Origin of the sequence: Klebsiella michiganensis (assembly GCF_002925905.1) — a bacterium.
GTDB classification, from domain to species: Bacteria; Pseudomonadota; Gammaproteobacteria; order Enterobacterales; family Enterobacteriaceae; genus Klebsiella; species Klebsiella michiganensis.
On the sequence record NZ_PRDB01000009.1, the window covers coordinates 30,440 to 52,988 of the forward strand.

Sequence of the window (22,549 nt, forward strand, 5' to 3'; positions counted from 1 at the left end):
AAGAATCGCGAGCAGAGTACGTAACTTATTTCATAAGTTAAAATACTTAATTATGATTGAGTTCATTTGAATTTCTTATGGATGAATTCATGCTGCCGCGACACCTCAACTACTTCATTGCCGTTGCTGAACACGGCGGCTTTACGCGAGCGGCAGCCATCCTGCATGTTTCACAGCCGGCTTTGTCGCAGCAGATTCGACAGCTGGAAGAGACGCTGGGAGTACGGCTTTTTGATCGCAGCGGGCGCAACACTTGCCTGACGGACGCCGGCAAGGTCTGGTTAATTTATGCGCGCCGGGCTTTACGGGAACTGGCCGAGGGGCAGCGCGCGCTTCATGACGTTGAAGATTTGCAGCGCGGTACCCTACGTGTAGCGATGATGCCAACCTTTACCCATTATTTTATGGGGCGCTGGTGGCTTCGTTTTATCAACGTTACCCGAATATAACGCTGGATATACAAGAGCTGGCGCAGAATCGAATGGAGACTCTGCTGCTCAATGATGAGCTGGATATCGGGATCGCTTTCGACGGTAGCGATTCACGGGATATTGTGTCTCAGCCGCTGCTCTCTGAAACCCTGGCGCTGGTGGTTGGCCGCTCTCATCCTCTGGCGGCGACCCGCCGTGTGGCGCTGACGGCGCTCAATCAGGCGTCACTGATTCTGCTAAGCAGCGCTTTTGCTACTCGCGAGCAAATCGATCGCGACTGCCGACAGCGCGGTATTCAACCGAAAGTGCAGATGGAGGCCAACTCGATTAGCGCAGTGCTGACCGTGGTTGAACGCACGTCGTTGGCAACCTTGCTTCCTGCTGCCATTGTTCAGGGGCGTGACGATTTAACCGCGATCGAACTCGCGCCATCATTACTGGAAAGAACCGCGTGTTTGATACAGCGAAAGGGGGCCTGGCAAAGCGCCGCGACCCGAGAGTTTATACTAATGGCACATCAGGCTGCGTCAATATTGAGCGCAGGACAGGGATTTAACGAATCGACTGAGAGAGATTTAACGTTACGTTGATTCGCTGTATATAAAGTATTTCATATACATCAGGAGCGTTTATAGAGAACGATTTTATTATGAAGCCAGATTCATCTCTGAATTCATATTGAAATGCATTTCACATTTGCTACTGCATTGCGCGCCCTGTACCTATGGCGTTGTAATGATTCATTCTGATTTAATTAAATTAAAGAAGTATTATTCGAACGTATATTCTGACGCCGGAAGATTAATGCTGCCGTAGCTGGAAACCACGCCTTCAGACCTGAGTTTATCCATAGCTCTATTAAATATTTTACTTTTTTTGTTTTCAGTCGCGTTAAGCATGTTATCGCCAAAATGGGGATTGGATTGAATGATGTGATTGATAAATTCAATGAGCAACTTATTTTGCATAATCGTTGAGGGCGTCGCTATATCTTGCTCCTCAGATAAATGTAAGGTTTTTTCAGAAAGTTCGAGAGGGCGACTGCTGATGGTATGTTCATAAATTTTCTCAATCGCCTGACTCGTGATGTAAAGCTTACTCAGCGTGATGGTTGGCCTCTCATCCTCGTCGGGTATGAAGTGGCAGAAGAGGACATTGGTGGCCGGTGATATGATGCTTATCCTCTGCTCAGTAATAATGTCTTCAGGTGTTTCTAAGATCTCCATCAAATTTCTCGTGTGGCAGTACCATAAGCCAGAGACGGAAACCCGGAGTTTTAGCTGGGTAACAGGTATACCATATTGGGCTTCCTGATTTGCTTCACTATCATTAAATTTAAAAATTTTGTTAATTTTTGAATGCCGTGACCACGATCTTTCGCTTATGCTCAACTCATCAATATTGGGGGCGTTAAGAAAATAGAGATTATTACTGCTCTGGTCATGTTGGAACGCACCTTTTAATGTTCCGTTAGTTTTACCTACTTTTATGCACAGGCTTATCGCGCCAATATCATGCCAATGAAGCAGATCTTCTATTTCACAATTCAATAGTTTTTTAGCGCGAGATATTGAACAGTATTCCAGGGGGGGAAGATTGTTTAGTTTCCATATGTTTCTTTCTTTTCTTTCCATGGTCTATATCATCTTATGAAAAATAGGGGGTTATGGTTTTCTTAAATTGACCTCTATCGACGTTGCGACGATTTCGATTCATACAAAATATTTATCAAAACAGATATTCTATATCAATTGTTGATAGCGGAGTGCTATGTTGAATCCGGTCAGGATATTATCTCTCCTGTATGCTATCAGCTTTCCTGTAATAATTAAATGTATCGCTGCTAAAAAATTAGCATGCTCATTCATCTTGCTGCGGATTGATTGTTTTTGATTATTTTATTGATGAATTAAATTCGCGGTGATTATGTGAATTACTAATAATTCAGGAGGCGGGTAGTGAATTAATAAGCGGGTGATTTATCGAACGCGAAACCTGCTCGAAAACGTCTGTTAGCCGATGTGAATGGCGATCGGACAGACGAGGGAGCGCCGCCATGGGTCAGGCCTGTATCGTGTAACTGCTTGTTTTGATGCGGGCTCGTGCGAAAAGAATCCTGCTATATCTGCCATAAGCAAAACAGAATCTGCCCTGCGGGAGTCACGCTGGCGTACGGTGGGGAGCATATTTTGAAAGTAGGGTGGGGTTATACCCCACCCTACTGTTGTTACTTTTTCACTGCGTTTTTGGCCGCAGTTTTTGCGTTGTCGCAGGCTGCCTGGTTTTTAGCACAGGCGTCTTTGGCTGCTTTTGCTTCTTTCTGCGCATCCGCTTTCGCCGTGGACTTAGCCTGGGCGCACTGCGTCGCGTTATTCTGGCAGGCTGACTTAGCCTTTGAAACGACCTGACCATTTGCCGCGCTGGCAGCGCCACAAGCCATAAGCGCACAGATACCCAGTGCCATTGCGAGTTTTTTCATCATATCTATCCGTATAACCAATTTAGGTAAGGCAACAGGCTGTCCGCAAGTCCCGTACAGAACCCGATTCTTGTCGCAGACATCCTGCCGCAATATGAAGCGGATGGCTGAGAAGATAGCCTTTCATCCGCCATAAACCGCCGGACGCGCTGCTTTTAAGCAACGCTGATACTGAAAGAACAGCAGTTCAGCGCATCCGGCAGCGGCAAGAATACGTGACGGCAGGGATTTATCTACCGGCATTGTTTTGCGAATCGTAACGCAAGGAAACAATCAACAATGATAACTACTGTGAATGATAGGGTTTAATTTATTACATTGATTTTAAATGAATTTATATTTATTGATGGGAAGTCAGGCCAGGCAAAAATATGAAAATCGCTGCGCGAGAAAAATATTCCCCCTCGCTGGCAAGCAATGCCGTGACCCGCTCTGATGCAATTCTGACCAATAATTCAGCCAGGCTGTAGGGCGCATCAGCGTCGGGGAAAAAGATATTGCGGAAGGCGCGCGGTTCACCCAATGGGAGCCTTAAGGTGGATTAACTATAATTATCGACAGCACGGATAGTTCAGAGCGTCAGTGTGTCAAAAGCTTACGCTGGGCTCCGTAGCGAGGGGCACTCGTTATAAACGGGTAGCGGAAATGGAGCGCATATGAAGATAAGAGAAGTACTGATGACTATTGCTGTGCTGTATCCGGTAGCGGGGTACTCCGCGAGTTTTGATTGTCAGAAAGCGACGCAGGCGGATGAAAAGGCTATCTGCGCTAACCGGAGCCTGAACGATATGGACGTGGCGATGGCGACGAAGTATGAGTTTCTGCGGGGGCTTTTTCCAATGGGGACGCGTGGCGAGATGATGGACGCACAAAAAACATGGCTCCATAGCCGGCAGAAATGCGGCAGCGACAGCCGCTGTTTGACGAAATCATATGAAGACCGGCTACAGCAACTTGATGAGATCTATGCAGGAATCGATAAACCTCTGTGATTCATCTGCTTCGGGGCTGGCGTTGTTCTGCGGTGGTGATGATTAAACGAATGCTGTGAACGGAGGTGAATAATTCAAAAGTGTCCCCTGCAGGAATCGAACCTGCAACTAGCCCTTAGGAGGGGCTCGTTATATCCATTTAACTAAGGGGACGAAGCGCCGGGATTATAGCGTTATTTTCGGCGCTCGTTAAGCTTGTACGGGCCAACTGCTTAATCTATAGCCATTTAGCGCTTTTTTGCCTCCTCGGCTGCACGAGCTTTCTTCTCATGACTCATGTCATTGCGAATCTGGGCATGGCTTAGTAAAGCGAAAATAAAGGTCCCGCCGCATATGTTGCCGGCAAGCGTTGGCAGAGCAAAAGGCCAGATAAATTCCTGCCACGGTAGCGTCCCGTTAAATACCAGGTAGAAAATCTCGACGCTGCCAACCACAATATGCGTGGTGTCCGCGAGGGCGATAAGCCAGGTCATCAGAATGATGACGACAATCTTTGCAGAACCTGCGGCAGGAAACATCCACACCATGGTGGCGACCAGCCAGCCGGAGATAATCGCATTGGCAAACATCTCCAGCGGCGGGTTTTGCATGACCTTCAGGCTAATTTTAAGAAAGGCTTCGCGAGTGGGCTCATCGAACACAGGCATAACATCGAACGCCCAGGCCGCGATAGCGGTCCCGATTAAGTTACCTGCCAGCACAATCCCCCATAAACGTAACAGCAGGCCGATGTTGCCTGGCGTGGGTTTATGCATAATAGGCAGGACGGCGGTGACGGTGTTCTCGGTAAACAGCTGTTGGCGAGCGAGAATGACGATAACAAAACCAAAGGTATAACCAAGATTTTCCAGCAAGAAGCCGCCGGGAAGTTCGCTCAGATGGACATGAAAGATGCCTTTGGCGACCAGCGAGGCGCCCATCGAAAGCCCGGCGGCAATCGCTGACCATAATAGCGCCATGGCATCGCGTTCGAGCTCTTTCTCGCCCTCCTGGCGAATCACTTCATGAGTGGCCATCGCCTGTGAAGGCAGGCGTTCTTCATCAACCTCAATTTCTTCACCATTCTGCTTTTCTTCACTCTCTACTTCGACATCCTCATTATCATGGTGAGTTTGCGGTTTCATAACTTTTCCTCAACGGCGGGTCTTTATTATAATCCTAGAGCGGTTTCGGCTGTTCGGGTCGGATAAGCTCCTAAATTCTTCACAATGACAAGATTAGCAATACGGAAATTGCAAAATGTGTATAGAATCGGGACACCAACAATGATGCTAAAAAAGGCTATGCTGAAAGCAGGCACATGCTTACGGGCGATATCTTTATGGAGGCAGCTGTCCCCCGATAACCCCCAGCGATAGCTTAAATTAACAGGGAGACACCTATGAATTTTCGCCTGTCGGCGCTTGCGCTTGGCGCCACATTGCTGGTGGGATGCGCCAGTTCTAGTTCTGGCGATCGGCCGCAGGGGCGTTCAGATCCGCTTGAAGGCTTTAACCGTACCATGTTCAACTTCAACTTCAACGTTGTCGATCCCTATGTCCTTCGCCCCGTCGCGGTGGCGTGGCGTGATTACGTTCCGCAGCCGGCGCGTAACGGGCTGAGTAATTTTACCAGCAACCTCGAAGAGCCGGCGGTAATGGTGAACTCCTTCCTGAAAGGCGATCCCTATAAAGGAATGGTGCATTTTACGCGTTTCTTCCTGAACACCATCCTTGGTATGGGTGGCCTGGTTGATGTGGCCGGGATGGCGAATCCGAAACTACAGCGCGTTGAGCCTGCCCGCTTCGGTAGCACGCTGGGTCACTATGGCGTCGGCTATGGTCCATATGTGCAACTGCCTTTCTACGGCAGCTTCACCCTGCGTGATGAGGGTGGCGATATGGCTGATGACCTGTATCCGGTTCTTTCCTGGCTGACATGGCCGATGTCTATCGGCAAATGGATGGTTGAGGGCGTTGAAACGCGCGCGCAGCTGCTGGATTCAGACGGCTTGCTCCGTCAGTCCTCCGATCCGTATATTTTAATGCGTGAAGCCTACTTCCAGCGTCACGACTTTATCGCCAACGGCGGTAAACTTTCCCCGAATGAAAACCCGAACGCGCAGGCGATTGAGGGCGATCTCAAAGATATCGATTCACAGTAACCGACGGGTAGAAAGTAAAAAGGGTGAACATGATGTTCACCCTTTTTTGTGGCTTCACATTATCAGAAACGGTAGTTGAAGTTCGCGCCGTACAGCCAGGCTTTACCTTCTGATTTAAATGTATACGGCCCTTCTGTAAATTCAACGTGCTGACCGTGCATATAAGACACACCGACGTCGACTGAGGCATCTTTATTAAAGGCGTAAGTCGTACCGGCGCTGAGCCACAGGCGATCCTGGTCCGGAATAGAGATAGAGCGATTGGAAGCCGGGACCGGGCTATCATCAAAGGCGATACCGGTACGGAAGGTCCAGTTATCGTCGTGGTAATAGGTCGTACCCAGCGCGATACGGTAGGAATCTTTAAAACCTTCGTCCTTGTAGAACAGCGTTTCCCCACCGCTGGTTTTGGTCGCTTTCAGCTCCTGGAACTGGCTCCAGCTGGTGTATGCCAGGCTGTAGTGAACGGCCCATTTTGGCGCCACGCGGTTATAACCTGATACTTCCCACATTTCTGGCAGATTCAACGTCAGAGAACCGCCAATCGTGGAGCCGCCGGTGCCGTACGGCAGGCCCAGGCCCAGAGCAGAGTTGATGGGGTTGAGGGAAGACGGCAGGCTGCTCTTGTAATCCCCGTCAAAATCAACTTTGACTTCAGAGCGGTAGGTTAAGCCGTAGCGGTTGTTTTTATCGACTTCATATAAAATACCGGCATTCCAGCCAAAGCCCCATTCATCACCCTTCAGACGAGCAATTTGGGTGTCGCGGCTGATACCGCCGGCCTGTTGACCGATGGCCGCAGCCTGAGCCGGGGAGAGTTTGCCGGCTTTCACCATTCCCGGTAGCTGTGCGCCGATAATTTCCGGTAAATCACCCGCATAGCGCTCTAATTTTGCTCGAGCGTACACGGCGTCAAAGCCCAGACCAAAACTCCAGTGGTCGTTGAGACGATAAGCGCCGCTCAGGTTCAGGTTGAGCGTTTCGAGATCGGTGGTACCGCCCATCGAGCCCGCGGCAAAATCGTTGTTGAACTCGGTGGCTAAACCATAGTTAGAGGTCAGGGAAGCTCCCCAACCGAACTGGTCGTTAATCGGCGCCACGAAGTGCAGATTTGGCACCCATGCGGTAGGCGCAATATTGTCCTGACTGGCGTCATTACCGATAACTGAACTACCGGTGACGTTGACATCAGGATCGACGAAAATAGCGCCGCCGGAGAAGGTTGGACGGTCGAACATCATGATTAACGCCGGGTTACGACTGGCGTTTCCCGCATCATCAGCAATAGCGCCTTCACCTGAATAGGCGCGACCAAGGCCCGATGAAGAGAATTCGTTTAGCTGAAAGCCTGCTGACCAGGCCTGGGTTGAAACGAGTGCTACAGCCACTGCAAGGGCAGATTGGGTAAGGCGGGTTTTCTGGCTCATGCCCATAACCTCATAGAGTTATTTTTATTTAAACAATGTTACATGCTGTAACAGGAGCGCGAAGTGTAGGGTCTGCTTTACGACAGAGAAATCAGACCAGTGCGCTGAGTATAGGTCTGACCAGATGATATGTTGCAAGTTTGTTTATAAGTTTTTTCAATTGTGATCTAAGAAACGCGATCCAGTTGGCAAATTTGCCCGGGTACCTGTTACCCAAAGTAGGCGCTTTTTGTTTTGGATCATTTTTAAGTGTGATTTCGGTCACTTATCCCGTTTGTCGCCATTAACGACTGGAGGCAGGCATGCCCGGGGCGTAAAATACGCACATTATTTGTCTGGCACCTTGAGTGCATATACAGAGGAAATCTACGATGAGTAAATGCAGTGCTGATGAAACCCCGGTTTGCTGCTGTATGGATGTTGGCACCATTATGGACAACACCGATTGCACCGCCTCTTATAGCCGCGTGTTTGCGAACCGTGCCGAAGCCGAAGAAACGCTCGCCGCATTAAGCGAAAGAGCGCGTAACGTTGAATCAGAGCCGTGCAAAATCACCCCGACCTTTACCGACGTTGATGGCGGCGTGAAGCTGGATATCGATTTCGTGTTCAGCTGTGAAGCTGAAACCCTGATTTTCCAGCTCGGCTTGCGTTAATCCTTCCCTTAATGCCCCTCATGGCAGGGGCGTTACCTTTTCTAATCAATGTGTTTTGGCTCCCACTTTTTCGGTTCCCCGATTGGCTTAATGTAAAATATTAGTTAAAACTGTTATCAGGTCAGACCACTTTGTTTTATCGGTTAACAGGGGAGCGTTATGAGTCAGGCATTACCGCTAGTCACCCGCCAGGGCGATCGTATCGCGATAGTCAGCGGTTTACGTACTCCGTTTGCCCGACAGGCGACGGCTTTTCACGGCGTGCCTGCCGTTGATTTAGGTAAGCTGGTGGTCGGCGAAATGCTGGCTCGCAGCAACATCCCCGCGGACATAATAGACCAGCTGGTATTTGGCCAGGTGGTGCAGATGCCGGAAGCGCCGAACATCGCCCGGGAAATTGTGCTGGGGACCGGCATGAGCGTGCATACCGATGCCTACAGCGTCAGCCGCGCCTGTGCGACCAGCTTTCAGGCGGTAGCCAACGTCGCGGAAAGCCTGATGGCAGGCACTATTCGCGCGGGTATCGCCGGCGGAGCCGACTCCTCTTCCGTATTACCTATTGGCGTCAGCAAAAAACTCGCCCGAACGCTTGTTGATGCCAACAAAGCTCGCACCCTGGGACAGCGTCTGAAGCTATTTTCTCGGCTGCGTTTTCGCGACCTTCTGCCCGTACCGCCAGCGGTTGCCGAATACTCAACCGGCCTGCGGATGGGCGATACCGCCGAGCAGATGGCGAAAACGTGGGCTATCACGCGCGAACGGCAGGATGCGCTGGCGCTGCGTTCACACCAGCTTGCGGCCAGAGCCTGGGAGGAAGGTAAGCTCTCGGCAGAAGTGATGACGGCGTACACGCCGCCGTTCCGTGAGCCGCTGGAACAGGATAATAATATTCGTAAAAATTCAACCCTGGCGGATTACCAAAAGTTACGCCCGGCCTTCGATCGTCAACACGGGAGCGTAACCGCCGCGAACAGTACGCCGCTAACCGATGGGGCGGCGGCGGTGATCCTGATGACCGAATCCCGGGCTAAAGAGCTGGGCCTTGTTCCGCTGGGCTATCTGCGAAGCTACGCTTTCACCGCGATTGATGTTCGCCAGGATATGCTGCTGGGCCCGGCGTGGTCGACGCCGCTGGCGCTGGAAAGAGCGGGGCTGACGCTGGCTGATTTGACCCTGATTGATATGCATGAAGCTTTTGCCGCGCAAACGCTGGCCAACCTGCAATGTATGGCCAGCGATCGCTTTGCCCGCGAAGTGCTTGGCCGCTCTCAGGCTACCGGGGAAGTGGACGAGAGCAAATTTAACGTGCTTGGCGGCTCGATTGCCTACGGTCATCCCTTTGCCGCCACCGGCGCGCGGATGATTACCCAAACGCTGCATGAACTGCGGCGGCGCGGCGGCGGATTTGGTCTGGTCACCGCCTGCGCGGCGGGTGGGTTGGGTTCAGCGATGGTTCTGGAGGCCGAATAATGGAAACCGTATCGGCATTTACGCTTGAGGTTCGCCCGGACAATATCGCCGTCATCACCATTGACGCGCCCGGTGAAAAAATGAACACCCTGAAGGCTGAGTTCGCCAGCGAGGTGCGGGGGATCATCCGCCAGATCCGCGACAATAAGGAGCTGCGCGGCGCGGTGTTCATCTCGGCAAAAGCGGATAACTTTATCGCCGGGGCGGATATCAATATGATTGCCCGCTGCCATTCCGCGCAGGAAGCGGAGGCGCTTGCCCGTCAGGGCCAGCAAATCATGGCCGAGATCCACGGTCTGTCGATTCCGGTGATTGCCGCTATCCACGGCGCATGCCTGGGCGGCGGCCTTGAACTGGCGCTGGCCTGCCACGGGCGGGTATGCAGCGATGACGATAAAACCCGGCTTGGCCTCCCGGAAGTACAGCTGGGGCTGCTGCCCGGCTCTGGCGGAACTCAGCGTCTACCGCGATTAATTGGCGTCAGCGGCGCGCTGGAGATGATCCTGACCGGTAAGCAGCTTCGCCCGCGTCAGGCCCTGAAGGCAGGGCTGGTTGATGAGGTGGTGCCGCAGACTATCCTGCTGCAAACCGCGATTGAACTGGCGCTCAAAGGTCGCCCGGCAAGCCGCGTTGTTCCGGCGCGCGAACGTATTCTCGCAGGCCCGCTTGGCCGCAGCCTGCTGTTTCGTCTCGTCGCGAAAAAGACGCATCACAAAACCCAGGGGAACTACCCGGCAACTGAGCGCATTCTGCAGGTGATTGAAACCGGACTGGCGCAGGGCTGCAGCAGCGGATACGCCGAGGAGGCCCGCGCTTTTGGCGAGCTGGCGATGACGCCGCAATCGCAGGCGCTACGGTCGATTTTTTTCGCCAGCACCGATCTGAAAAAAGATCGCGGCGCGGATGCTGATCCCGTCGTGCTGCGCAGCGTGGGCATTCTGGGCGGAGGACTTATGGGGGGCGGTATCGCTTACGTCACCGCCTGCAAAGGCGGATTACCGGTACGCATAAAGGACATCCAGCCGCGCGGGATAAATCACGCACTGAAGTACAGCTGGGATCTGCTCGATAAACAGGTGCGTCGCCGCTATCTGCGCGCCAGCGAGCGCGATCGCCAGATGGGGTTAATATCCGGTTCGCTGGATTACCAGGGATTCGCACATCGCGATGTGGTGATCGAAGCGGTGTTTGAAGACCTTACGCTCAAGCAGAAGATGGTCAGCGAAGTTGAACAGCACTGCCGCCCGGAGACGATCTTTGCTTCTAATACGTCGTCTTTACCGATCGGCGAGATCGCGGCGCATGCAAGCAGGCCGCAGCGGGTCATCGGGCTTCACTTCTTTAGCCCGGTAGACAAAATGCCGCTGGTGGAGGTGATTCCGCATAGTGGTACGGATCGGCAAACAATTGCGACGGCGGTTAAGCTGGCGAAACTGCAGGGTAAAACGCCGATTGTCGTCGCCGATAAAGCGGGCTTTTATGTTAACCGCATTCTGGCCCCCTACATAAATGAAGCCATGCGCCTGTTGATGGAAGGCGAGCCGGTAGAGCATATTGATAACGCTTTGGTTAAATTCGGTTTTCCGGTTGGCCCTATTCAGCTCCTTGATGAAGTGGGAATCGATACCGGTACCAAAATTATCCCGGTGCTGGAGGCCGCATGGGGAGATCGTTTTAGCCCGCCTGCAAACATCATTAGTTCGATTCTGAATGACGATCGCAAAGGGAGAAAAAATAACCGGGGTTTCTATCTTTATGCGGCAAAAGGGCGTAAAAGCAAAAAACGGCCCGATCCTGCGATCTACGCTTTACTGGGTATTTCCTCACCGCAGGCGCGCTTGTCCGCGCAGCAGGTGGCGGAACGCTGCGTGATGATGATGCTTAACGAAGCGGCGCGCTGCTTCGATGAGCGAGTGGTTCGCAGCGCCCGCGATGGTGATATCGGCGCCGTATTTGGCATTGGTTTTCCGCCGTTTCTTGGCGGCCCGTTCCGCTATATGGATACCCTGGGAGCGGGGGAGGTCGCCGCGATATTACAGCGCCTGGCTGCTCAGTACGGCCCGCGTTTTACACCATGTGACACTTTGTTACACATGGCCGAGCAGGGGGCGACCTTTTGGCCCGCTGAGGAACGTACGACCTAAGTTGTGGTCAAAGAAGGTAAATCCGGTAATGAACGGCGCTGCGCTTTGGCGATTTTGTAAGCAATAGTTGACTATACTTACGCCATTGAGGTAAAAAACAGCGTTTCATTCGTTGAATGGATCAGGCACAATGCCCGGCCACCGGGTCACCTGCGTATCGTCTACGTGGGTAAGACCGCGGTGCTTCTGGTTAACAAAAGCGGTGCAATATGCAAGTTTTTATCATGCGTCACGGCGACGCTGCCCTCGATGCAGCCAGTGACTCGGTTCGTCCATTAACCGTCTGCGGTTGCGATGAGTCTCGTCAGATGGCTACCTGGCTGAAAGGTCAAAAAGTGGATATTGAGCGGGTTCTTGTGAGTCCCTACCTGCGTGCAGAACAGACGCTGGAAATTGTTGGGGAGTGCATGAATCTGCCAAAAGATGTCGACGTGATGCCGGAACTCACGCCGTGCGGCGACGTTGGCATGGTTAGCGCTTATCTGCAGGCGCTGGCGAATGAAGGTGTGGCGACGGCGCTGGTCGTGTCTCACCTCCCTCTGGTGGGGTACCTCGTCTCAGAGCTGTGCCCGGGGAAACTCCCCCGATGTTCACCACTTCGGCGATTGCCTGCGTCACGCTTGATGCCAGCGGCAAAGGCGAATTCAACTGGCAAATGAGCCCCTGCAATTTGAAGATGGCGAAGGCTATCTGATTCCCTCCCGGGGCTGACGTTTACGGAAGCTCCGGCGGTTGCCACTCTTCAACTTCAATCAGAACCAGCAGTGCGGCGTCTCCGCCGTACTCTTTTGGTGCCTGATGAAACGCCATAATATGCGGGTGCTGGGCCAGCCACAGCGGCGTTTGCTGTTTGAGAATATGCTTTCCATGCCCGTGCATCACGCAGGCGCAGAATACGTGCTCGCGACGGCAGGCGGCAATCAAGGCTCCCAGTTCCTGCTTGGCCTGTTGCTGGGTTAAACCGTGCAGGTCGAGAAACAGCTCCGGCGAATAATCACCCCGACGCAGTTTTTTCAGCTCAAAATGGCTGACGTCCGAGCGCACATACTTAACCGACCCTTCGGTATTCAGCAGCGGCTGAAACTCATCGGAAAAATAGTGACTGTTATCCGCCTGCTCCTGGAGCAGCCGCTTGGGTGGTACTTCAGCGATTTTTTTACGCTGCGGGCGATGAACGATGGTGTCCTGCTTAATCTGACGCGTGCCGGTCATCAGCTGCCGGAACAATGCCTGATCCTCCTCGCTTAGCGATGTTTTCTTTTTCATTACCTGATCTCATTTTTTCTTTGCCGGTAGTTTACCCGACTCGCCACGCATCCAGGCAAGGAAAACCTATTTTTCCCCCTCAGCCTGACGTAAGAATGCTGATTTATCCCCGTCTTCGTGGCAAACTAGCCGCCGAATTTATAGCAGAGCGTGCCCTGGGGGATAGCGTGGATAAAATTTTTGTTGATGAAGCCGTTAATGAGCTTCATACCATTCAGGACATGCTGCGTTGGGCGGTAAGCCGCTTCAGCGCTGCAAATATCTGGTACGGACACGGCACCGATAACCCGTGGGATGAAGCCGTACAGCTGGTGATGCCTTCACTGTATCTGCCGCTTGATATTCCGGAAGATATGCGTACCGCGCGTCTGACTTCCAGCGAAAAACATCGCATCGTTGAGCGCGTCATTCGTCGTATTAACGAGCGCATTCCGGTCGCTTATTTGACCAACAAAGCCTGGTTCTGCGGCCATGAGTTTTACGTCGATGAACGCGTGCTGGTACCGCGCTCGCCGATTGGCGAACTCATTAACAACCATTTTTCCGGCCTGATTGACCACTATCCGCAGCACATCCTTGATATGTGCACCGGCAGCGGCTGTATCGCTATCGCCTGCGCTTACGCTTTCCCGGAAGCGGAAGTCGATGCGGTGGATATTTCCCCTGACGCGCTGGCCGTTACCGAGCAGAACGTGGAAGATCACGGCTTAATTCATAACGTTACGCCGATTCGCTCCGATCTGTTCCGCGATCTGCCGAAGGTGCAATACGATCTGATCGTGACCAATCCGCCGTACGTCGATGAAGAAGATATGTCCGACCTGCCGGGTGAATATCGCCATGAACCGGTCCTGGGGCTGGCTTCCGGTAGCGATGGTCTGAAGTTAACCCGCCGGATCCTCGCCTGCGCGCCGGATTATCTCAGCGATGACGGTATCCTGATTTGTGAAGTCGGTAACAGCATGGTACATCTGATGGAGCAATATCCTGACGTGCCATTTACCTGGCTGGAGTTTGAAAACGGCGGCGATGGCGTCTTTATGCTGACTAAACCGCAGCTGATTGCCGCCCGCGCGCATTTCGGTATTTATAAAGACTAAAACAACACGCAAACATAACGACAAAAACGGAGCCGTGATGGCAGGAAACACAATTGGACAACTCTTTCGCGTCACGACGTTCGGCGAGTCGCATGGCCTGGCGCTGGGCTGCATCGTTGACGGCGTGCCGCCAGGCATTCCGCTAACCGAAGCCGATCTCCAGCACGATCTCGATCGCCGTCGTCCGGGAACCTCACGCTATACCACCCAGCGCCGCGAGCCGGACCAGGTGAAGATCCTTTCCGGCGTATTCGAGGGGGTGACCACCGGGACCAGCATTGGCCTGCTGATTGAGAATACCGACCAGCGTTCTCAGGACTACGGCGCCATTAAGGACGTTTTCCGCCCGGGACACGCTGACTACACCTACGAGCAGAAATATGGCCTGCGCGACTATCGCGGCGGCGGTCGTTCCTCTGCGCGTGAAACCGCCATGCGCGTGGCCGCAGGGGCGATTGCCAAGAAATTCCTCGCCGCGAAATTTGGTATTGTGATTCGCGGTTGCATGACCCAGATGGGCGATATCCCGCTGGCGATAAAAGCGTGGGATCAGGTAGAGCAGAACCCGTTCTTCTGCCCGGATCCGGACAAAATCGAAGCGCTTGATGAACTGATGCGCGGCCTGAAAAAAGAGGGCGACTCCATCGGGGCGAAGGTCACCGTGGTGGCCGATGGCGTACCGCCGGGACTGGGCGAGCCGGTATTCGACCGTCTCGATGCCGATATCGCGCACGCGCTGATGAGCATCAATGCGGTGAAGGGCGTGGAAATTGGCGATGGTTTTGAGGTGGTGAAGCTGCGCGGCAGCGAAAACCGCGATGAAATTACCAAAGCGGGCTTCCAGAGCAACCACGCGGGCGGCATTCTCGGCGGCATTAGCAGCGGTCAGCAGATCGTGGCGAATATCGCGCTGAAGCCGACCTCCAGCATCACCGTCCCGGGTCACACGATCAATCGCTTTGGCGAAGAAGTTGAGATGATCACCAAAGGGCGTCACGATCCTTGCGTCGGTATTCGTGCGGTACCTATTGCCGAAGCGATGCTGGCGATCGTGTTAATGGATCACTTTATGCGTCAGCGCGCGCAAAATGGCGACGTGACGACATCAATTCCACGCTGGTCATAGATGAAAAACACCGTTATCGCACTGCTGGCGCTCCTCGCCAGCGGTACCAGCCTGGCGGCGACGCCGTGGCAGAAAATCACGCAGCCCGTTAGCGGCAGCCCGCAGTCCATCGGCGCGTTTGCCAATGGCTGTATAGTTGGCGCGCAGGCGCTGCCGTTAAACGCCACCGGCTATCAGGTGATGCGTACCGATCAGAACCGCTACTTCGGCCATCCGGACCTCGTGCAGTTTATTCAGCGTCTGAGCAATCAGGCGCACAATAAAGGCATGGGAACGGTGCTGATTGGCGACATGGGTATGCCGGCCGGTGGACGCTTTAACGGCGGCCACGCCAGCCATCAGTCCGGACTGGACGTCGATATTTTTCTTCAGCTGCCGCAGGCGCGCTGGAGTTCAGCTCAGCTGCTGAAGCCGCAGGCGCTGGACCTGGTGGCCCGCGACGGCAAACGCGTAGTGCCGTCTCTGTGGAGCCCGCAAATCAGCCAGCTGATTAAGATGGCGGCGCAAGATAGCGACGTTACGCGTATTTTCGTCAACCCGGCGATTAAGCAGCAGCTGTGCCTGGATGCCGGTAGCGATCGCGACTGGCTACGCAAAGTTCGCCCATGGTTCCAGCACCGAGCGCATATGCACGTGCGCCTGCGCTGCCCGGCCGGCAGCCTCGAGTGTGAAGACCAGGCCCCGCCTCCGGCGGGCGATGGCTGCGGTGCGGAATTGCAAAGCTGGTTTGAACCCCCTAAGCCAGGATCAACCCCTCCTGTGAAGAAGACGCCGCCTCCGCTGCCGCCTTCCTGCCAGGCGCTACTGGATGAGCATATTCTTTAATGGATAGTTTTATCGACGTTTTTATGGTGTCACCGACGGTACTGGTCGTACTGTTTTTCGTGGCCATTCTGGCGGGATTTATCGATTCACTGGCGGGCGGCGGCGGGTTATTGACCGTCCCGGCCCTGATGGCGGCGGGTCTTCCCCCTGCGCAGGCGCTGGCAACGAATAAGCTGCAGGCCTGCGGCGGGTCGCTGTCCGCCTCGCTTTATTTCATCCGCCGCAAGGTGGTGAATCTGGCCGACCAGAAGCTCAATATTCTGATGACCTTTCTCGGCTCGACGGGCGGCGCGCTGCTGGTCCAGCACGTCCAGTCCGATATTCTCAAGCAGATACTGCCAATCCTGGTTATCGGCATTGGCCTCTATTTTCTGCTGATGCCGAAGCTCGGCGAAGAGGACCGGCAGCGACGTCTGTATGGTCTGCCGTTTGCCCTGGTGGCTGGTGGCTGCGTCGGTTTTTACGACGGTTTCTTTGGTCCGGGCGCCGGATCTTTTTACGCGCTGGCTTTCGTCACCCTCGCGGGGTTCAATCTGGCGAAATCGACCGCGCATGCAAAATTGCTTAACGCGACGTCTAACGTTGGCGGCCTGCTGTTGTTTATTATTGGCGGCAAGGTGATATGGGCTACCGGCTTTGTGATGCTGGCCGGGCAATTTATCGGCGCCCGCGCGGGATCGCGGCTGGTACTGAGCAAAGGACAGTCACTGATTCGACCGATGATCGTCGTGGTGTCGGCGGTGATGAGTGCAAAACTGCTTTATGACAGCCATGGACAGGAGTTCCTCCAGTGGCTGGGGATGAACTAATGAACAGCACGCATAAATATGAACAGCTGATCGAAATCTTCGACGGCTGTTTTGCTGAAGATTTTAATACCCGTCTGATTAAAGGCGATGACGAACCGATCTATCTTCCGGCAGATGATGACGTGCCTTACAACCGTATCGTCTTTGCCCACGGCTTTTACGCCAGCGGACTGCACGAGATATCGCACTGGTGCATTGCCGGGAAGGCGCGACGTGAGCTGGTAGATTTCGGTTACTGGTACTGCCCGGACGGTCGCGACGCGATGACCCAGTCTCAATTTGAAGACGTTGAGGTGAAGCCTCAGGCGTTTGACTGGCTGTTTTGCGTGGCGGCGGGATACCCATTTAACGTCAGCTGCGACAACCTGGAAGGGGATTTTGAGCCCGACCGGATCGCTTTTCAGCGGCGCGTGCATGCCCAGGTGATGACCTATCTGGAGCAGGGGATCCCTGAGCGTCCCGCGCGTTTCATTCAGGCGCTGCAAGAATATTACCAAACGCCGCCCTTGACGGCAGAACAGTTCCCGTGGCCGGAAGACCTGCACTAAGGCCACACTTTACATACTATGAGGAAAGAAGATGATCGCGGAGTTTGAATCACGCATTCTGGCGTTAATTGATGATATGGTCGACCACGCCAGTGATGACGAACTGTTTGCCGGCGGTTATCTGCGCGGCCACCTGACGCTGGCGGTGGCCGAGCTGGAAGGAGAGGGCGAGCATACTGCGCAAGCGGTACATGACAAGGTATCCCGGAGCCTGGAAAAAGCCATCAGCGCGGGCGAACTGTCGCCGCCGGATCAGGTTCTGGTGCAGGAAATGTGGAACAGTTTGTACCAGAAGGCGATGCAGAAATAGTTCTGCCCTCCGCCAAAGCCCGGCATTCGCTCAGCCGGGCTCTATTTCCCGCAATTATTTCACCGCTTTCCCTTTCAGCAGTTTTCTTACCCACAGCCTGTTAGGATTCAGCGCCGCCAGCGTTTCTTTATCCATAGGTAATGGCTCATTGCTCATTTGCGACGCCAGAATTTCAGCCGCCAGCGGCGCGGAGCACAGGCCGCGCGAGCCCAGAGCTCCCAGCATATACAGGTTGCGGTAAACCGGCGCTTCTCCGGCCTGCTCCTGACGTTCAGCCAGAGAGGCATATTCGCGTAAGGTGGCCTCATAATCAGGTACGCTGCCGACCATCGGCAAATGATCGCGGGTTGCGCAGCGCACGCCGCTGCGGGCCTGATTAGCGCTCACGTCTACCTCCCGCGTCCATTCCGCCTGCGGGAAACAGTCAATCAGGCGCTGGCGATTCTGCTGCTGATCCTCGGCGCTAAACGCGGCCTCTGCCTGTCCGCGGTGGTAGCTTGCGCCAATGCAGTGTTGCTGATTATGCGGGTTTTGCGGCGTCAGGTAGCCGTTGTAGCACAGGACTTGGCGCAATTTCGATAGCCCTGGCGTCGTCGGAATATGGCTAACCTGACCGGCAACCGGATACATGGGAAGATGCTCCGTCTGGCTAAAGCGGGTCAGCTGATGGCCGTTGGCCAGCACCACGACCTCGTGGTACTGCCGCTGGTTTAATTGCCAGCCGTTGTTGTCTGCGCTGAGCTCCGTGACCGGATAATCGTAGCGCACGCGCAATCCGCGAGTGGCGGCGAGGGCCAGCAGTTCAGCGGTTAACTGCTGCGGACAAAGCCAGCCGCCGGCAGGATAGGCGATGCCCCCGCAGCCGGTTTCCACACCGGTTTGTTGCGCAGTGGTTCGGGCGTCCACGGCGACGGCGATTTCCGGCGGCAGGTTAAGCGCAATCATCTGGGCGATTTTCTGCGCGCTTTTCGTATCCCAGCCCAGCTGCGTCACGCCGCACCAGTCATGATCGAACATCACCGGCAGAGCGTCATACACGCGGCGGGCGAAAGTAAATGCCGCCGGGAAGAAGCGGGCCAGGGCGGGATCGTGCTGGCTGAGCAGCGGATAGAGCGCGCCCTGGCGGTTTCCGGATGCGCCTTCAGCCGGCGCGCTGTCGGCGCAGTATAACGTTACCTGCCATCCGCGGCGCAGCAGCGCCAGCGCGAGCAGGGCGCTGGCGATCCCCCCGCCGATAATCGCGGCATCGCGCTGTTCCGTACCGCTGCGGGCAAACCACGGCGCGCGCGCGGGGATCTCCGGCGTTTCACGCATTTCGCCGGTCAGCATTTCGCGCTTGCGGCCAAAACCCTTGCGCTTCTGCATGCTGAAACCGGCCTCCTGCAGGCCGCGGCGCACAAAGCCGGCGGAGGTGAATGTGGCCAGGGTACCGCCGGGTCTTGCCAGACGAGCCATCGCCGCAAACAGCTCCGCCGTCCACATGTCCGGGTTTTTTGCCGGGGCAAAGCCATCAAGAAACCAGGCGTCCACCTGCTGATTAAGCGAATCATCGAGCTCGTTGGTCAGTTCATTAATATCGCCAAACCACAAATCCAGCGTGACCCGCCCTTCATCCAGCAGCAGACGATGGCAGCCCGCGATGGGCAGAGGCCACTGCGCCTGCAGCTGCTCGGCCCAGGTTGCAAGCTCCGGCCAGCGCTGGTGGGCAAGGCGCAGGTCCTCCGCTTTCAGCGGAAATTTTTCGAAACTGATGAAATGTAATCTTTGCAGGGTAGCTTCTGGATTATCGCGGTGAAAAACGTCAAACGCCTGCCACAGCGTGAGGAAATTCAGGCCGGTACCGAACCCGCTTTCGGCAACCACAAAGAACGGACGTGCATGCTCAGGGAAGCGTTCCCTGAGCTGGTTTCCGTCGAGGAAAACGTAGCGCGTCTCTTCCAGACCGTTGTCATTGGAAAAGTAGACATCGTCAAAATCTCGGGAAACAGGTGTACCCTCAGCGTTGAATTCCAGGTTGGCGGGTTGTATGGCGTTTTGTTTCACGTAAGTTACTCGAATCACAAGGCGTAGAACGATCTTAACGATGTGTGCCTGAGGGCGCAAATTTATACACAAATTGGCTGATCGGACTTGTTCGGCGTACAAGTGTACGCTATTGTGCGACTCGAAACTTAATATAGTGCGACTTACAGAGGTATTGAATGAAACGTGCAGTGATTACTGGCCTGGGCATCGTTTCCAGTATTGGTAATAACCAGCAGGAAGTCCTGGCATCTCTGCGTGAAGGACGCTCCGGGATCACTTTCTCTGAAGAGTTTAAAGATTCAGGAATGCGCAGCCACGTATGGGGCAACGTCAAACTGGACACCACCGGCTTGATCGACCGTAAAGTGGTTCGTTTCATGAACGATGCCTCTATCTATTCCTATCTTTCCATGCAGCAGGCAATTGAAGATGCTGGCCTGAAAGATGAAGTCTATCAGCAAAACCCGCGCGTGGGCCTGATTGCCGGTTCTGGCGGTTCTTCTAAATCTCAGGTTTTCGGCGCTGATGCAATGCGCAGCCCGCGCGGTCTGAAAGCGGTTGGCCCCTACGTGGTGACCAAAGCGATGGCGTCCGCGGTATCCGCTTGCCTTGCAACACCGTTCAAAATCTACGGCGTGAACTACTCCATCAGCTCCGCCTGTGCGACTTCCGCACACTGCATCGGTAACGCTGTTGAACAAATCCAGCTGGGCAAACAGGACATCGTGTTTGCCGGCGGCGGCGAAGAGCTGTGCTGGGAAATGGCGTGTGAATTCGACGCGATGGGCGCGCTGTCCACCAAATACAACGAAACGCCAGAAAAAGCGTCTCGTACCTATGACACCCACCGTGATGGTTTCGTTATCGCGGGCGGCGGCGGTATGGTTGTGGTTGAAGAGCTGGAACATGCTCTGGCGCGCGGCGCGCACATCTATGCTGAAATCGTTGGCTACGGCGCAACGTCCGATGGCGCAGACATGGTTGCCCCGTCCGGTGAAGGCGCGGTTCGCTGCATGAAGATGGCGATGGACGGCGTTGATACGCCGATTGACTACCTGAACTCCCACGGTACTTCTACCCCGGTAGGCGATGTGAAGGAGCTGGGGGCGATTCGTGAAGTCTTCGGTGATAACAGCCCGGCGATCTCCGCGACCAAAGCGATGACCGGCCACTCCCTGGGCGCCGCTGGCGTACAGGAAGCTATCTACTCCCTGCTGATGCTGGAACACGGCTTTATTGCGCCGAGCATCAACATCGAAGAGATGGACGAGCAGGCAGCCGGCCTGAATATCGTGACCGAGCCGACCGAACGCGCGCTGACGACCGTGATGTCTAACAGCTTCGGCTTTGGCGGGACTAACGCCACGCTGGTCATGCGCAAATACCGCGCATAACGAACACGCTTTACAAGGGGAGCCAACGGGCTCCCTTTTTTGTATTCTTGACAGACCCCCGGGAGAAAAGGCAAACTCCTGGCACAACATTATTCTCTCAGATAATGCGTAAGCGTTTAACGTCATCCAACGCGCCTTAACCCTGATAATCAGGTGGAGAGGGCGTGGTCTCACCTCGCCTTACTCTGCGAACTGGAGTAAAGCATGTCCGCAGTCACTGAAACAAAACGCACTCCTTCAGCGAATGGTTCGCTGTTTCGGATCACGTTCGCCGTTTTTCTCACCTATATGACCGTCGGCCTGCCGCTACCGGTTATCCCTTTGTTTGTCCATCAGGAACTGGGATTTGGCAATACCATGGTTGGCGTCGCCGTCGGTATCCAGTTTCTGGCGACCGTATTAACCCGCGGCTATGCCGGCCGCCTTGCCGATCAGTACGGCGCCAAACGCTCTGTCCTGCAGGGGATGTTGGCCTGCGCGCTGGCGGGGGGCGCCTGGCTGTGCGCCGCGCTGCTGCCGGTGCCGGTCATGGCGAAGTTTGGCCTGCTGGTGCTTGGCCGTCTGATCCTGGGTTTTGGTGAAAGCCAGCTGCTCACCGGTAATTTAAGCTGGGGGATGGGGCTGGTGGGGCCCATGCGCTCCGGTAAAGTCATGTCGTGGAACGGTATGGCGATATACGGCTCTCTGGCGGCCGGGGCGCCGCTGGGGCTGCTGATCTACAGCCATTACGGCGTCGCGGCGCTGGCCTGCGTCACCATGGTGCTGCCGTTAGTGGCCTGGGCGATTAACGGCACGGTGCGTAAAATTCCTGCTCACGGCGGCGAGCGGCCGTCGCTGTGGGGCGTGGTGGGAATGATCTGGCGGCCCGGTATCGGTCTTGGCCTTCAGGGCGTCGGCTTCGCGGTAATTGGCACATTTGTCTCTTTGTATTTCGCCAGCAACGGCTGGGCGATGGCCGGTTTTACGCTGACCGCGTTTGGCGGGGCGTTTGTCCTGATGCGCGTACTGTTTGGCTGGATGCCGGACCGCTTCGGTGGGGTGAAAGTGGCCATCGTTTCGCTGCTGATTGAAGCGATAGGCCTGGCGCTGCTCTGGCAGGCGCCCAATGCCTGGATCGCGCTGGCGGGGGCGGCGCTCACCGGCTGCGGATGCTCGCTTATCTTCCCGGCGCTGGGCGTCGAGGTCGTGAAGCGGGTACCGCCGCAGGTACGAGGAACGGCGCTTGGCGGCTATGCCGCGTTTCAGGATATCTCTTACGGCGTCACCGGCCCGCTTACCGGGCTGCTGGCGACGTCGTTAGGCTACTCTTCCGTCTTCCTGGCCGCGGCAATATGCGCCGTGCTGGGGATCCTGGTTAGCCTGGTGTCGCTGCGTAAGTAGCGCTTCATTCGGCCCGGCATGCGG

General features: G+C 54.8%; 19 protein-coding genes, 1 tRNA gene and 2 pseudogenes. 15 read left to right on the forward strand and 7 right to left on the reverse strand.

Translation table 11 applies throughout. The features are described from left to right. The first annotated feature begins 89 nt into the window (after positions 1-89). Positions 90-1,021 (forward strand): annotated as a pseudogene (gene cynR, locus CDA56_RS18555) (transcriptional regulator CynR). A gap of 180 nt (positions 1,022-1,201) precedes the next feature. Here the strand turns inward: cynR and CDA56_RS18560 are convergent. Continuing rightward, positions 1,202-2,065, reverse strand: coding sequence for a hypothetical protein (locus tag CDA56_RS18560; RefSeq protein WP_025106650.1), 864 nt, complete (start codon positions 2,063-2,065; stop codon positions 1,202-1,204). A 593-nt stretch (positions 2,066-2,658) separates the two neighbouring features. Continuing rightward, positions 2,659-2,913: a hypothetical protein gene (locus tag CDA56_RS18565; protein ID WP_004852922.1), complete on the reverse strand. Its 255-nt coding sequence runs from the start codon at positions 2,911-2,913 to the stop codon at positions 2,659-2,661. A 653-nt stretch (positions 2,914-3,566) separates the two neighbouring features. Here CDA56_RS18565 and CDA56_RS18570 point away from each other — a divergent pair. Beyond that, entirely contained in the window at positions 3,567-3,902 is a 336-nt protein-coding gene (locus tag CDA56_RS18570; RefSeq protein WP_033836713.1) for a lysozyme inhibitor LprI family protein, read from the forward strand. An 81-nt stretch (positions 3,903-3,983) separates the two neighbouring features. On the opposite strand, the gene CDA56_RS18575 is transcribed toward CDA56_RS18570, so the two are convergent. Then, positions 3,984-4,055 (reverse strand) — tRNA-Arg (locus CDA56_RS18575). A 74-nt stretch (positions 4,056-4,129) separates the two neighbouring features. Then, positions 4,130-5,026 carry a formate/nitrite transporter family protein gene (locus CDA56_RS18580; protein WP_032720499.1) on the reverse strand — a complete coding sequence of 299 codons (897 nt, stop codon included), beginning with the start codon at positions 5,024-5,026 and terminating at the stop codon, positions 4,130-4,132. Between the two features lie 257 nt (positions 5,027-5,283). Here CDA56_RS18580 and mlaA point away from each other — a divergent pair, with 257 nt between their 5' ends. Then, positions 5,284-6,045 (forward strand): phospholipid-binding lipoprotein MlaA, encoded by a 762-nt coding sequence (gene mlaA / locus CDA56_RS18585; RefSeq protein ID WP_014230289.1) that lies wholly within the window; start codon positions 5,284-5,286, stop codon positions 6,043-6,045. Between the two features lie 62 nt (positions 6,046-6,107). Here the strand turns inward: mlaA and fadL are convergent, their stop codons facing one another. Further along, on the reverse strand, positions 6,108-7,472 hold the full coding sequence (fadL, locus tag CDA56_RS18590; protein ID WP_014839142.1) for a long-chain fatty acid transporter FadL: 1,365 nt from the start codon (positions 7,470-7,472) through the stop codon (positions 6,108-6,110). 371 nt (positions 7,473-7,843) lie between these two features. Between fadL and CDA56_RS18595 the strand changes: the two genes are divergently transcribed. The 4 genes and pseudogenes from CDA56_RS18595 (at position 7,844) to sixA (ending at position 12,436) form a co-directional block, all read left to right on the forward strand. Next, positions 7,844-8,128, forward strand: coding sequence for a YfcZ/YiiS family protein (locus tag CDA56_RS18595; protein WP_014230287.1), 285 nt, complete (start codon positions 7,844-7,846; stop codon positions 8,126-8,128). Positions 8,129-8,287: 159 nt separating this feature from the next. Further along, positions 8,288-9,598, forward strand: coding sequence for an acetyl-CoA C-acyltransferase FadI (gene fadI, locus CDA56_RS18600; RefSeq protein WP_025106653.1), 1,311 nt, complete (start codon positions 8,288-8,290; stop codon positions 9,596-9,598). Continuing rightward, positions 9,598-11,742 carry a fatty acid oxidation complex subunit alpha FadJ gene (fadJ, locus tag CDA56_RS18605; RefSeq protein WP_102802948.1) on the forward strand — a complete coding sequence of 715 codons (2,145 nt, stop codon included), beginning with the start codon at positions 9,598-9,600 and terminating at the stop codon, positions 11,740-11,742. The genes fadI and fadJ overlap by 1 nt, the downstream gene beginning before the upstream one ends. Before the next feature lie 209 nt (positions 11,743-11,951). Continuing rightward, positions 11,952-12,436, forward strand: a pseudogene (gene sixA / locus CDA56_RS18610) (phosphohistidine phosphatase SixA). 20 nt (positions 12,437-12,456) lie between these two features. Here the strand turns inward: sixA and smrB are convergent. Next, positions 12,457-13,008, reverse strand: coding sequence for an endonuclease SmrB (smrB, locus tag CDA56_RS18615; protein ID WP_004123257.1), 552 nt, complete (start codon positions 13,006-13,008; stop codon positions 12,457-12,459). A gap of 167 nt (positions 13,009-13,175) precedes the next feature. Here smrB and prmB point away from each other — a divergent pair, with 167 nt between their 5' ends. From prmB to CDA56_RS18645, 6 genes are read left to right on the forward strand one after another with little or no spacing between them, the layout of a single operon-like run. Next, positions 13,176-14,108, forward strand: coding sequence for a 50S ribosomal protein L3 N(5)-glutamine methyltransferase (gene prmB / locus CDA56_RS18620; RefSeq protein WP_009652591.1), 933 nt, complete (start codon positions 13,176-13,178; stop codon positions 14,106-14,108). A gap of 37 nt (positions 14,109-14,145) precedes the next feature. Beyond that, positions 14,146-15,234, forward strand: coding sequence for a chorismate synthase (gene aroC / locus CDA56_RS18625; protein ID WP_102802947.1), 1,089 nt, complete (start codon positions 14,146-14,148; stop codon positions 15,232-15,234). Continuing rightward, entirely contained in the window at positions 15,235-16,059 is an 825-nt protein-coding gene (gene mepA, locus CDA56_RS18630; RefSeq protein ID WP_032750757.1) for a penicillin-insensitive murein endopeptidase, read from the forward strand. It begins immediately after the preceding gene. After that, positions 16,059-16,868, forward strand: coding sequence for a sulfite exporter TauE/SafE family protein (locus tag CDA56_RS18635; RefSeq protein WP_014230280.1), 810 nt, complete (start codon positions 16,059-16,061; stop codon positions 16,866-16,868). The genes mepA and CDA56_RS18635 overlap by 1 nt, the downstream gene beginning before the upstream one ends. Beyond that, complete coding sequence (locus tag CDA56_RS18640) at positions 16,868-17,416, forward strand: elongation factor P hydroxylase (protein ID WP_014230279.1); 549 nt, start codon at positions 16,868-16,870, stop codon at positions 17,414-17,416. Before CDA56_RS18635 ends, CDA56_RS18640 begins: the two co-directional genes overlap by 1 nt. Before the next feature lie 31 nt (positions 17,417-17,447). Next, the gene (locus CDA56_RS18645; RefSeq protein ID WP_014230278.1) at positions 17,448-17,726 is read left to right on the forward strand and encodes a YfcL family protein; all 279 of its coding nucleotides are present in this window, start codon (positions 17,448-17,450) and stop codon (positions 17,724-17,726) included. A gap of 54 nt (positions 17,727-17,780) precedes the next feature. Here CDA56_RS18645 and mnmC read toward each other — a convergent pair whose 3' ends face one another. Then, positions 17,781-19,769, reverse strand: coding sequence for a bifunctional tRNA (5-methylaminomethyl-2-thiouridine)(34)-methyltransferase MnmC2/FAD-dependent 5-carboxymethylaminomethyl-2-thiouridine(34) oxidoreductase MnmC1 (gene mnmC, locus CDA56_RS18650; RefSeq protein WP_049082448.1), 1,989 nt, complete (start codon positions 19,767-19,769; stop codon positions 17,781-17,783). A gap of 158 nt (positions 19,770-19,927) precedes the next feature. On the opposite strand from mnmC, the gene fabB reads away from it, so the two are divergent. Next, positions 19,928-21,145 (forward strand): beta-ketoacyl-ACP synthase I, encoded by a 1,218-nt coding sequence (fabB, locus tag CDA56_RS18655; protein ID WP_014230276.1) that lies wholly within the window; start codon positions 19,928-19,930, stop codon positions 21,143-21,145. A 204-nt stretch (positions 21,146-21,349) separates the two neighbouring features. Further along, a complete protein-coding gene (locus CDA56_RS18660) occupies positions 21,350-22,525 on the forward strand; it encodes an MFS transporter (protein WP_032750755.1) in 1,176 nt (391 codons plus the stop codon). The last annotated feature ends 24 nt before the right edge of the window (positions 22,526-22,549 follow it).

Excerpts from the sequence above, each read along its gene's own strand:
- CDA56_RS18595 (WP_014230287.1), top strand. The coding sequence starts at position 7,844 with ATGAGTAAATGCAGTGCTGATGAAACCCCGGTTTGCTGCTGTATGGAT.
- CDA56_RS18645 (WP_014230278.1), top strand. The coding sequence starts at position 17,448 with ATGATCGCGGAGTTTGAATCACGCATTCTGGCGTTAATTGATGATATG.
- CDA56_RS18570 (WP_033836713.1), top strand. The coding sequence starts at position 3,567 with ATGAAGATAAGAGAAGTACTGATGACTATTGCTGTGCTGTATCCGGTA.
- CDA56_RS18635 (WP_014230280.1), top strand. The coding sequence starts at position 16,059 with ATGGATAGTTTTATCGACGTTTTTATGGTGTCACCGACGGTACTGGTC.
- fabB (WP_014230276.1), top strand. The coding sequence starts at position 19,928 with ATGAAACGTGCAGTGATTACTGGCCTGGGCATCGTTTCCAGTATTGGT.
- CDA56_RS18640 (WP_014230279.1), top strand. The coding sequence starts at position 16,868 with ATGAACAGCACGCATAAATATGAACAGCTGATCGAAATCTTCGACGGC.
- CDA56_RS18660 (WP_032750755.1), top strand. The coding sequence starts at position 21,350 with ATGTCCGCAGTCACTGAAACAAAACGCACTCCTTCAGCGAATGGTTCG.
- mepA (WP_032750757.1), top strand. The coding sequence starts at position 15,235 with ATGAAAAACACCGTTATCGCACTGCTGGCGCTCCTCGCCAGCGGTACC.
- smrB (WP_004123257.1), bottom strand. The coding sequence starts at position 13,008 with ATGAAAAAGAAAACATCGCTAAGCGAGGAGGATCAGGCATTGTTCCGG.
- CDA56_RS18580 (WP_032720499.1), bottom strand. The coding sequence starts at position 5,026 with ATGAAACCGCAAACTCACCATGATAATGAGGATGTCGAAGTAGAGAGT.
- fadL (WP_014839142.1), bottom strand. The coding sequence starts at position 7,472 with ATGAGCCAGAAAACCCGCCTTACCCAATCTGCCCTTGCAGTGGCTGTA.
- mlaA (WP_014230289.1), top strand. The coding sequence starts at position 5,284 with ATGAATTTTCGCCTGTCGGCGCTTGCGCTTGGCGCCACATTGCTGGTG.
- CDA56_RS18565 (WP_004852922.1), bottom strand. The coding sequence starts at position 2,913 with ATGATGAAAAAACTCGCAATGGCACTGGGTATCTGTGCGCTTATGGCT.
- fadJ (WP_102802948.1), top strand. The coding sequence starts at position 9,598 with ATGGAAACCGTATCGGCATTTACGCTTGAGGTTCGCCCGGACAATATC.
- CDA56_RS18560 (WP_025106650.1), bottom strand. The coding sequence starts at position 2,065 with ATGGAAAGAAAAGAAAGAAACATATGGAAACTAAACAATCTTCCCCCC.
- aroC (WP_102802947.1), top strand. The coding sequence starts at position 14,146 with ATGGCAGGAAACACAATTGGACAACTCTTTCGCGTCACGACGTTCGGC.
- fadI (WP_025106653.1), top strand. The coding sequence starts at position 8,288 with ATGAGTCAGGCATTACCGCTAGTCACCCGCCAGGGCGATCGTATCGCG.